Genomic DNA, 10,780 nt, shown 5'->3' on the forward strand with positions numbered 1-10,780 from the left:
CGACGTGACCCACGCCCCCAGCCGCGACCGCGACATCGCGATGGTGTTCCAGAGCTACGCGCTGTACCCGAACATGAACGTCGCGCAGAACATCGCCTTCGGCCTGGAGATGCGCAAGGTGCCCAAGCCCGAGCGCGATGCTGCGGTCGACCGCGTCGCCAAGATGCTGCAGATCGGCCCCCTGCTCGACCGCAAGCCCGGCCAGTTGTCCGGCGGCCAGCGCCAACGCGTGGCGATGGGCCGTGCCCTGGCGCGGGACCCCAAGCTCTTCCTCTTCGACGAGCCGCTGTCCAACCTCGACGCCAAGCTGCGCGTCGAGATGCGCGCAGAGATCAAGCGCCTGCACCAGCGCACGCAAACGACCACCGTCTACGTCACCCACGACCAGGTCGAGGCGATGACGCTGGGCGACCGCATCGCGGTGATGCGTGACGGCCGGGTCGAGCAATTCGGCACCCCGGACGACATCTACGGCCGCCCGGCCACCCGCTATGTGGCCGAGTTCATCGGCTCACCGGCGATGAACATCGTGGCGACCCAGCGCAGCGGCGCCAGCGTCAGTGCGCACGGCCTGACGCTGCCCTTGAACGATGCGCAAAGCGCGGCCCTGAACAACAGCACCAACAGCGAGTTGAGCTACGGCGTACGGCCCGAAGACATCGCACTGGCCGCCCCGGGCACCGCGGCCGCCCTGCCCGGCACCCTGGCGATGGTCGAGCCGACCGGCCCCGAGACCTACGCAATGGTCGACACGCCACTGGGCACCTGGACGGCGCGCGTGCCCGGCAAGGTCACCCAACACGTGGGCGAGACGGTCGCCTTGGCGTGGTCTCCGAAGGCCGTGCACCTGTTCGGCGCAGACGACCGTCGTGTGGCGTAGTGATGTGTCGCGTGGCCATGACACGCATTCCCGGGACAAGACACCGGGTTACTGCAGCGCCGCCACGCGCGGCGTAGCATCGACTGCATGAAACACCTTCCGGACTTCCGCAGCCCCGCGTTCCTGCGCGAGCACCTGCTGCAGACGATGGCTTTCTACGACGAGCGGGCAATCGACCCGTCTGGCGGCCTGTTCCACTTCCTGCGCGACGACGGCACCGTCTACGACCGCCACACCCGCCACCTCGTCAGCAGCACCCGCTACGTCTTCACTTTCGCCAACGCGGCCCGCCACTTCCCGGAGCATCCTCACGCCACGAAGTGGCTGGACACCGCCCGCCATGCGCTGGCCTTCGTCGAAGACGTCCACAAAGACCCGGCCAGCGGCGGCTACACATGGCTGCTGCACTGGGAAGGCGGCAAGAAGCAGGTCATCGACGCGACCCAGCACTGCTACGGCCTGGCCTTCGTGCTGCTGGCGCAGGCGCACGCGCTGCGAGCCGGCATCACCGAAGCGCGCGCCGGGATCGACGCGACCCTGGGCCTGATGGAAAAGCGCTTCTGGGAGCCCGATGCAGGCCTCTACGCCGACGAGGCCGCGCCGGACTGGCAACTGCGCCCCTACCGCGGCCAGAACGCCAACATGCACGCGTGCGAGGCACTGCTGGCAGCCTACGAGGCCACCGGCGACGCCTTCTGCCTGCGCCGTGCCACGACGCTGGCCCAGTCGGTCACCCACCGGCTGGCCGCGCATTCCCACGGCCTGGTCTGGGAGCACTACCACGCCGACTGGTCGCCGGACTGGAACTACAACCGCCACGACCGCAGCAACATCTTCCGCCCCTGGGGCTTCCAGACCGGCCACCTGACCGAGTGGGCCAAGCTGCTGCTGACGCTGGAGCGGCTGACGCCCAACGCCCCAGAAGACAGCTGGATGCTGCACCACGCGCGCGACCTCTTCGCCGCCGCGGTGAACAACGGCTGGGACCGCCACCACACCGGCCTCGTCTACGGCTTCGCCCCCGAGGGCGACCCGGCGACCGACACCCACATGAAGGTCTGCGACGGCGACAAGTACCACTGGGTGCAGGCCGAGTCGATGGCCGCCGCCGCAGCGTTGGCCGAGCGCACCCACGACGGCGGCTACTGGGACTGGTACGACCGCATCTGGCTCTACGCCTGGGAACACTTCGTCGACCACCAGCACGGCGCCTGGTTCCGCATCCTGACCCACGACAACCGCAAACTCACCGACCAGAAAAGCCCGGCCGGCAAGGTGGACTATCACAACATGGGGGCGTGCTATGAGGTGCTGGGGGCGATGGAGCGGTTGAATGGCTCCGTCGCTGTCGACCAAGGCCCACGCTGACAAACCCGCGCCACACAAGGCGCGCTTGACCGGCAGAATCCGGCGGTTCCCACACCGCCGATCTGCCGCATGAAACGCGTCCTCAAGTTCCTTGCCTACGCCCTGCTGGGCCTGCTGGTCATCGCCATCGCCGTATTGGCCCTGATGTGGCATGCGCGGCTGCCGCAGCGGTCGGGCACGCTGGGCCTCTCGGGCCTGAAGGCTCCCGTGCAGGTGCGCTACGACGAGTCGGGCGTGCCGCACATCCGGGCGGAAAACGAGACCGACCTCTACCGCGCGCTCGGCTACGTGCACGCGCAGGATCGGCTGTTCCAGATGGAGATCCTGCGCCGCCTCGCCCGCGGCGAGCTGGCCGAGGTGCTGGGGCCGAAGCTGGTCGAGACGGATCGCCTCTTCCGCACACTGACGATCCGTGAGTACGCCGACGCGTTTGCCGCCAAGATGGACAAGTCCGCGCCGGCGACGCAGGCGCTGCAGGCCTATCTCGACGGCATCAACCAGTTCCAGGACACGCACCCGGCGCCGATCGAGTTCATGCTGCTCGGCATCCCGAAGCGGCCGTTCACGGCGGCCGATACCGCCAGCGTCGGTGGCTACCTGGCGTACAGCTTCGCCGCTGCCTTCCGCACCGAGCCGGCCCTGAGCCGCATCAAGCAGCAGCTGGGTCCGGACTACCTCGGCATCTTCGACCTGGCCTGGTACCCCGACGGCGTGACGCAGGGCCAGCCCGCCGCGCCCGCGGCCCCCGCCAGCAGCCCCGGCCCGGCGCTGCAGGCCGCCGACTGGCGCGACCTGGAAAAGGTCGCTTCGATGAGCCAGAACGCACTGGACATCGCCGGCGTGCCGCTGTTCGAAGGCAGCAACGCCTGGGCCATCTCGGGCGCGCGCGCCGCCGGCGGCAAGCCGATGCTGGCCGGTGATCCGCACATCTCGTTCTCGGTGCCGGCCGTCTGGTATGAAGCGCATCTGTCGGCGCCGGGCATCGAGCTGTATGGACTGCACCAGGCGCTGAACCCGTTCGCGCTGGTCGGCCACAACGCGCAGTTCGGCTGGAGCCTGACGATGTTCCAGAACGATGACATCGATCTGGTCGCCGAGAAGGTCAACCCCGACAACCCGAAGCAGGTGTGGGCCAACGGCCAGTGGGCCGATCTGCAGGAGCGGCAAGAGACGATCAACGTCAAGGGCCAGGCGCCGGTGACGTTGACGCTGCGCCGTTCGCCACACGGCCCCATCATCAACGACGCGCTGGACAAGACCGCCGGCACGACGCCAATCGCGATGTGGTGGGCGTTGCTGCAGACCGAGAACCCGATCCTCGAAGCGTTCTACCAGCTCGACCGCGCCGACACGCTCGAAAAGGCGCGCAGCGCCGTCAGCAAGATCCACTCGCCGGGCCTGAACGTGGTCTGGGCCAGCGCCAGCGGCGACATCGCCTGGTGGGCAGCCGCCAAGCTGCCGCTGCGCCCCTACGGCGTGAACCCGAGCTTCCTGCTCGACGGTGGCAGCGCCGAGGCCGACAAGACCGGCTTCCTGCCCTTCGAGCAGAACCCGCACGAAGAGAACCCGGTGCGCGGCTACATCGTCTCGGCCAACCACCAACCCGCCGGCACGGTGCAGGTGCCGGGCTACTACAACCTGTGGGACCGCGCTCAGCGGCTCGACCAGCAACTGGCCGCCCGCGCCACCGGCTGGGACACGCCGGCCATGCAGGCGCTGCAGCTGGACACGCAGACCGGCTACGGCCAACGCGTGTTGGCCCCGCTGTTGGCGGACCTGCGCACCGCGTCGCCCGACCCGGGCGAAAAGGCGTTGGTCGAGCAACTGGCCGCCTGGCATGGCGAACACCCGGTCGACGCGGTCGCGCCGACGTTGTTCAACCAGTTCCTGTTCGACCTGGCGCACGAGGCGCTGGCCGACGAGTTGGGCGAAGAGGCGTACCAGTTGCTGCGCCGCACCCGGGCGCTCGACCACGCCCTGCCCCGTCTGGCTGGAGACGTCGACTCTGCCTGGTGGGACCGGCGCGGCACGCCCGACAAGGAAACGCGGGCGCAGATCGTCGACGCCGCCTGGCACAAGACGCTGACGCACTTGAAGGCCACGCTCGGTGCCGACACCGGCGGCTGGACGTGGGGCCGTGCCCACCGGCTGACGCACGAGCACCCGCTGGGCAAGCAGGCGCCGCTGGACAAGGTGTTCAACGTCGGCCCGTTCGCCGCGGCCGGCGGCCGCGAAACGCCGAACAACCTGAGCGGGCCGATCGCCGCGGTCCCCATTCCCGTGACCTACGGGCCGTCGACACGCCGGGTGATCGACTTCTCGCAGCCCGGCGCGGCGCGCGGCATCTTGCCGATCGGCCAAAGCGGCGTTTGGGGTGACCGCCACTACAGCGATCAGGCCCAGGCCTATGCGAATGGCCAGACCCGCCCGCAATACCTGGACTCGGCCGACGTGGCGAGCCACACGCGGGAAACGCTGCTGTTGAACCCGCGGTAGGCAGCCCTCCACCATGAATGAATACATTCTCTTCATGCTCAACGACGCCGCCGACTCGCTCGCAGCGAACGATGGCGCTCGTTGGGGCCACTACATGGCAGAGTTGCGCCAAGGCGGCCGGTTTGACGGTGGCAGCGCCATTGGAATCGGTGGGCGATTCAGGAAAGGACGACCCGCGCAACCCGCCAATGCGGAACTGACGGGTTTCATCCGGGTGCGCGCCGAGAATCTGGAGGATGCCAAGCGCTTCCTGATCGGGAATCCAACCTATGAGGCGGGCGGCACCGTCGAGATACGCGAGCTGCCGCGCGAATGAGCGGTTCGCAGCTGATTCGACACGCCCACAGAGCAGACCTGACCTGCCTTCAGCCAATCGAGCGGGCATCCGCGGCGCTGTTTCCCGCCGGGCGAATTCCGGACGTCGACGACGTCATGCCGATGGAAGAGCTCGAAAGAGGCCTGGAAAGTGGTTCGCTGCTGGTCGCGGTATCGGACGGCTCGGTCGTCGGCTTCGCCATGGCACGGGAGCAGGACGGTGACTTCCACCTGACGGTCATGGCGGTCCACCCCGACCACGGCAACCGCGGCTTCGGGAGAAGACTGGTCGTGGCCATCATCGATGAAGCCGCGCGGCGCAAGCATCCAGGCGTCACGCTGACAACCTTCGAGGACTTGCCGTGGAACGGCCCGTTCTATCGCAGCGCCGGCTTTCGCGTGCTGGGTGATGGCGAGCTGAGCCCTGCACTGCGCAACATCCTTGCGCACGAAGAGTGCCTGGGCATGGTGAACCGTGTGGCCATGCGCTGCGCCACTGCCGCCTGACACCCTGCTGGGCCGCCGTCATCCACGCGCAGAACCGGGCCCGGCTGGGGCAATCGGGCCCGATCCGCGCGCCGTCAGCGGATCACCCGATCCTTACTGGGCCGCGCACGGGTTGGCCAAGTCGGCCAGCACCTGCACCTGGCCCGGCACTGCCGCCGGCACCGGCGGCTTGGCCTGGCCCTGGGACGACGGGCACATCGCGAGGATCGTGCCGCTCAGGCCCACCACGTACAGCCGCCCCCGGCCGTCTTCGCCGAAAGACGCCAACACGCTCAGGCCCGAGCCGCCCAGCAGCGCCGAGGTTTCTTCGCGGCGCTCGATCGGGGTGCCGTCGGCGTTGAACGTCATCGAGAACGCGCGGTCGCTGACGCAGTCGCCGAAGAAGTAGCGGCCATCGGCATCGGGGATCGACGGGCCCCGGTAGACGTAGCCCCCCGTCACGCAGTTGCCCAGACTGCCCTGGTTGCCCAGGTGCGGGTAGTCGAAGACCGGGTTGGTCAGGCCCGGCTTGTCGCCGCCAACGCCACCGGGCGTCTTGATCTTGCCTTCGCGCAAACGCCAACCGTAGTTATGGCCGCCCGGATCGCCGGCGCGCTCGAAGTCGATTTCCTCGCGCGTGTCCTGCCCGACGTCGCCCATCCAGAACGCACCGGTCTTGCGATCGAAACTGGCGCGAAAGGCGTTGCGCAGGCCGAGGGCCCAAATCTCGTCCTTCACCGAGCTCGAATTCACGAACGGGTTGTCGGACGGGATCTTGTAGCCGCTGCCGGTGCCGCTCACGTCGATGCGCAGCATCTTGCCCAGCAGCACCTGCCCGTTCTGCGAGTTGTTGTCGGGGTCGTAGCTGCTGCCGCCATCGCCTGTCGAGATGTACAGGTTCTTCTTGTCGCCGGGGCGAAAGCCGATCCAGCCGCCCTTGTGGTTGTCGTGCGTGGGCTGGTTGATCGTGATGATGTCTTGCCGCGTCGATGGATCGGCCTTGTTGGCGGTCGGAGGCGTCACGGTGTAGCGCTCGACCTTGGTCGCACCGGTGGAGGCGCTGGTGAAGTCGATGTAGAAGCGGCCGTTAGTGGCGTAGTCGGGGTCGAACGCCAGGCCGAGCAGGCCGCGCTCGCCTGCGGTGCCCACACGCGCCGAGATGTCCAGGAACTTGGTCGTGTTGCCGTTCTTGATGACGCGGATGACGCCGCCTTTTTCCACCACGAACAGGCGCCCATCGCCCTTGGGTGCCGTCACATAAAGCGGCTCGTCGAAGCCGTTGGCTACCACCCGACCCTCCAACGCATACGCGCACGGGACACACCAAGCCAGCGCACAGGCCACCAGCCCGACGCGCAGATGTTGCAGGTTCTTCATGACAGGTCTCCTCTGGGAATTCGTTGAACGGGTCTCGTCGCAGGGAACAGCGCGCACCGCGGGTGGCAGCGGACACAGGCAATCTCGCCTCCCAGCGCCTGGCCCCAGTCTTGACCGAATCACCCTGCCCGGGGACCTCAACACGTAACGCATTGGATCGTCCGGTTGCGGCAATCTGCCGCAGCTTAGCCGGGCTTTTCACCCTTTCTCGGCGCAGACAACGGCCGAAGATATGCGAGTCCGTGGGACTGGATTCGGGGGCAAGGTGCCGCCTGTGCCGTCCACGCTGGGAGACAGCTGCATGTTCGCACTCGGCACCAAGATCCTGCAGCCAGGCGCACGCCTGATGCGTCAGTTGCGCATGCCCACCAAGATGGCCCTGATGGGTCTGATGCTGCTGGTGCCGTTGCTGCTGCTGATCATTTACAGCGCGCAACAAGCCCGCGGCGACCTGGGCATTGCCCGCTCGGAACTGGCCGGCACCCAGGTGGTGAAGCAGCTGACTGACCTGGTGACCCAGGTGCAGACCCACCGGGGTCTGACCAACCGCGTGCTGTCCAGCGAGACCGGCGCCGCCGGCGAGCGCGACGCGGTGCGCGAGCAGATCAAGGCGGCCGTCGCCGCGATCGACAGGACTTTGGCCGACCCGCAGCCGTTCGTGATGGACGACCTGTGGAAGCCGGCCCGCGACGCCTCGTTGGCGCTGGCCGACGGCAAGCACGCCGAAAAGCGAGCCGACGCCTTTGCCGAGCACAGCCAGCACATCGAAAAGCTGCGCCAGCTGACACTGCTGGTCGGCGAACGCTCAGGCCTGCTGCTGGACCCGGAAGCCGGCAGCTTCTTCCTGATGGACCTGACGGTCGAGCGCGTCATCCCGTGGACGGAGACTCTAGGCCAGGCCCGTGGCCAGGGCGCCGCCCTGCTCTCGCGCGGCGACGCCAACAACGCCGAGCGCGCCACTTTGGTCGGTCGCGCCGATTCGCTGCGCATGGCACTGGTCGACGTGGGCTTCCGTGTCGACGCGCTCAAGCGTGCCGGCGTGCAGCCACCGGCCGGCTGGGACGCGGCGCTGACCGCCTCGCAGGCGTTCGACGAGACGGTCCGCAAGATCTTCACGGCCGAGACGATCAGCGGCGAGGCCCCGCCCTACTTCGTCCAGGGCAGCGAAGCCATCGCCAAAGTAGTGGCGTTCAATCAGCAAGTTCATGAGCTGCTGGTTGACGAGTTGAAGACCCGTGAGCATCGGCTGCAGGGCAAGCTGTGGCTGCAACTGGGCATTTCCGCACTGGGCATGGTGCTGATGCTCTACCTGGGCCTGGCCTTCTATTCCAGCTTCAGCCAGGCGCTGGCAGTGCTGCAAAAGGGCGTCACCGCCGTTGCCGGCGGCGACCTGGCGCACAAGGTGCAGATCGAAGGGCGTGACGAGCTGGCCGAGATCGGCAAGGTCGTCGAACGCATGAGCGAAGGCCTGTCGGTGATGGTGGCCGAGATCCGCAGCAGCGCGGTCCGGGTCGGCATCTCGGGCAAGCAGCTGGCGGCCAGCGGCGACGCGCTGTCGCAGCGCACCGAAGCACAGGCGCAGAACCTGCGCGAGACGGTGGCCACGGTCGGCCAGCTCAGCGACGCGGTCTCGGCCAACGCTGGCGCCGCGCACGAGCTGGACCAGCTCACCTCCCAACTGCGCAACCAGGCCGAGGCCGGGGGCTCCGCGATGCGCGAAACCGTGCAGTCGATGACCACGCTCGAAGCCAGCTCGCGCAAGGTGGCCGAGATCATCAGCGTGATCGACGGTATCGCCTTCCAGACCAACATCCTGGCCTTGAACGCAGCGGTGGAAGCCGCGCGGGCCGGTGAATCCGGCCGCGGCTTTGCAGTGGTTGCCACCGAGGTGCGTCAGTTGGCGCAACGCAGCGGCTCGGCCGCCGCAGAGATCCGTCAGCTGATCAGCCAATCGACCGAGCAAGTCAGCCAGTCGGTCACGCGGATCCAGCGCACCAATGGCGCCTTGGACTCCGTGGTGCACGGCGTGCGCGACGTCTCGGACAAGCTGCGTGGCATCGCGCAGGCCAGTGCCCAGCAGTCTGCCAGCCTGGGCGAGGTGTCGCGCAGCGTCGGCACGCTGGACGAGATCACGCACCAGAACGCCAGCATGGTCGAAGAGTCTTCCCGCGCGTCGGGCGAGCTGGTCAACCGCGCGTCGCTGCTGAGCGAAGCCGTGGCTGCCATTCGCCTGCGCCAAGGCAGCGCCGACGAAGCCCGCAGCATGGTCGATCGTGCGGTCCATCTGATCCGCGAGCGGGGCCTTCAGGCCGCCGCCGCCGTGTTCCGCGACCCGAAGGGCGGCTTCCTCGACCGCGACCTCTACATCTTCGTGACCGACCGAGACGCCCGCTACCACGTGCACGGCGCCAAGCCGGCCATGGAGGGCAAGCTGGTGCACGAGGTGCCCGGCATCGACGGCGACCGCTTCGCTCGTGAATCGTGGGAAGCCACGAGCCGCAGCCACTGGGTCGAGTACTCGATCATCAACCAGCAGACTGGCAAGGTGCAGCCCAAGGCCAGCTATGTGGTCGCGATCAGTGACAAGCTGCTGGTCGGCTGCGGGATCTACACCAACGCCAAGACGCCGCTGGCAGCCTGAACGGCCATCACGTCACCATGAAAAAGGCGGGGCGGATTGGTGCACTCTTGGGCCTGCGGCCCGCCCCTCCTGTAGGAAATGAGCCTCTTCAGGCGGCCAGGCGGGGCTCATGCCCCGCCTTTGCTTTTGGGTTCCGCTCGGTTCAGCGGTCGGCCGGCGCGCCCTGCGGCCCGTGGCTGGGCAGGCTCGACACCTCGGCCACGGCATGCTTGCTGCCGAAGCGGCGCTTGAACCAGGCGCCCAGGTTGTCCATGTAGCTGTAGATCACCGGCACCACGACCAGCGTGAGCAGCGTCGAGGTGATCACCCCGCCGATGATCGCGCGGCCCATCGGCGCCTGGATCTCACCGCCGTCGTTCAGCGCGATCGCCATCGGCAGCATGCCGAACACCATCGCCGCGGTCGTCATCATGATCGGCCGCATCCGGATCTGGCCGGCTTGCAGCAGCGCGTCACGCACGGTGGCACCCGCCTTGCGGGCATGGTTGGCAAAGTCGACCAGCAAGATCGCGTTCTTGGTCACCAGGCCCATCAGCATGACCAGGCCAATCATCGAGAACACGTTCAACGTCGAGCGCCACAACAGCAGCGCCAGCATCACGCCGATCAGCGACAGCGGCAACGACACCATGATCGCGATCGGCTGCAGGAAGCTGCCGAACTGGCTGGCCAGCACGATGTAGATGAAGATCACGGCCAGCGCCATCGCGCTGAGCAGGCCGCTGAAGGCTTCGGCTTGCTGCTTGCCGGCGCCGTCGACCATGAAGCTCACGCCCGGGGGCAGTTGCGTCTCCTTGATCAGCTTCTGCACGTCGGCGTTGACGTCACCCGACGGGCGGCCTTCGACACCGGCGTATACCGCTTCGCGGCGCTGCAGGTTCTGGCGGCGGATCACTTCAGGGTTGAACACCTGCTCGATGGTCGCGACCTGGTCCAGCGCGATCGGCGAACCGTCTTTCGCGAAGGCGACCGGCAGCTTGCTCATCTGCTCGATGCGCTCGCGCTGGCCTTGCGGCAGGCGCAGCAGCACTTCGACCTGGTTGCCGTCTGGCGTGGTCCAGTAGGTGGCGACGTCGCCGTTGACGTAAGCGCGCAGCGAAGACGCCACCTGCGGGCCGGTCAGGCCCAGCTCGCGGATGGCCGAGTCCTTCAGGCGCACGGCGAAAGCCGGCAGGCCGGGCTTGACGGTCGTGTCGACGTCGACCGCGCCCTTGATG

The 10,780-nt window shown here is 67.7% G+C and carries 8 protein-coding genes; 6 read left to right on the forward strand and 2 right to left on the reverse strand.

The window, feature by feature from the left end:
- From VFY73_RS22645 to VFY73_RS22665, 5 genes are all read left to right on the forward strand, one after another.
- The coding region (locus tag VFY73_RS22645) for an ABC transporter ATP-binding protein (RefSeq protein ID WP_329723048.1) at nt 1-880 on the forward strand (880 nt) is incomplete at its 5' end.
- Between the two features lie 87 nt (nt 881-967).
- Entirely contained in the window at nt 968-2,248 is a 1,281-nt protein-coding gene (locus tag VFY73_RS22650) for an AGE family epimerase/isomerase (RefSeq protein ID WP_329723050.1), read from the forward strand.
- 69 nt (nt 2,249-2,317) lie between these two features.
- The gene (locus tag VFY73_RS22655; protein WP_329723052.1) at nt 2,318-4,744 is read left to right on the forward strand and encodes a penicillin acylase family protein; all 2,427 of its coding nucleotides are present in this window, start codon (nt 2,318-2,320) and stop codon (nt 4,742-4,744) included.
- Nucleotides 4,745-4,757: 13 nt separating this feature from the next.
- Nucleotides 4,758-5,060 (forward strand): hypothetical protein, encoded by a 303-nt coding sequence (locus tag VFY73_RS22660; RefSeq protein WP_329723054.1) that lies wholly within the window; start codon nt 4,758-4,760, stop codon nt 5,058-5,060.
- 116 nt (nt 5,061-5,176) lie between these two features.
- Nucleotides 5,177-5,566 (forward strand): GNAT family N-acetyltransferase, encoded by a 390-nt coding sequence (locus tag VFY73_RS22665; RefSeq protein WP_329723056.1) that lies wholly within the window; start codon nt 5,177-5,179, stop codon nt 5,564-5,566.
- Between the two features lie 93 nt (nt 5,567-5,659).
- Here VFY73_RS22665 and VFY73_RS22670 read toward each other — a convergent pair whose 3' ends face one another.
- On the reverse strand, nt 5,660-6,922 hold the full coding sequence (locus tag VFY73_RS22670) for a PQQ-dependent sugar dehydrogenase (protein ID WP_329723058.1): 1,263 nt from the start codon (nt 6,920-6,922) through the stop codon (nt 5,660-5,662).
- A 301-nt stretch (nt 6,923-7,223) separates the two neighbouring features.
- Here VFY73_RS22670 and VFY73_RS22675 point away from each other — a divergent pair, with 301 nt between their 5' ends.
- Nucleotides 7,224-9,563 carry a methyl-accepting chemotaxis protein gene (locus tag VFY73_RS22675; protein WP_329723060.1) on the forward strand — a complete coding sequence of 780 codons (2,340 nt, stop codon included), beginning with the start codon at nt 7,224-7,226 and terminating at the stop codon, nt 9,561-9,563.
- A gap of 142 nt (nt 9,564-9,705) precedes the next feature.
- On the opposite strand, the gene VFY73_RS22680 is transcribed toward VFY73_RS22675, so the two are convergent.
- A partial coding sequence (locus tag VFY73_RS22680) for an efflux RND transporter permease subunit (protein WP_329723062.1) occupies nt 9,706-10,780 on the reverse strand: 1,075 nt, incomplete at its 5' end.

Source organism: Ideonella sp. (genome assembly GCF_036277275.1).
Taxonomy (GTDB): Bacteria; Pseudomonadota; Gammaproteobacteria; order Burkholderiales; family Burkholderiaceae_C; genus Ideonella.

Excerpts from the sequence above, each read along its gene's own strand:
- VFY73_RS22650 (WP_329723050.1), top strand. The coding sequence starts at position 968 with ATGAAACACCTTCCGGACTTCCGCAGCCCCGCGTTCCTGCGCGAGCAC.
- VFY73_RS22675 (WP_329723060.1), top strand. The coding sequence starts at position 7,224 with ATGTTCGCACTCGGCACCAAGATCCTGCAGCCAGGCGCACGCCTGATG.
- VFY73_RS22655 (WP_329723052.1), top strand. The coding sequence starts at position 2,318 with ATGAAACGCGTCCTCAAGTTCCTTGCCTACGCCCTGCTGGGCCTGCTG.
- VFY73_RS22670 (WP_329723058.1), bottom strand. The coding sequence starts at position 6,922 with ATGAAGAACCTGCAACATCTGCGCGTCGGGCTGGTGGCCTGTGCGCTG.
- VFY73_RS22660 (WP_329723054.1), top strand. The coding sequence starts at position 4,758 with ATGAATGAATACATTCTCTTCATGCTCAACGACGCCGCCGACTCGCTC.
- VFY73_RS22665 (WP_329723056.1), top strand. The coding sequence starts at position 5,177 with ATGCCGATGGAAGAGCTCGAAAGAGGCCTGGAAAGTGGTTCGCTGCTG.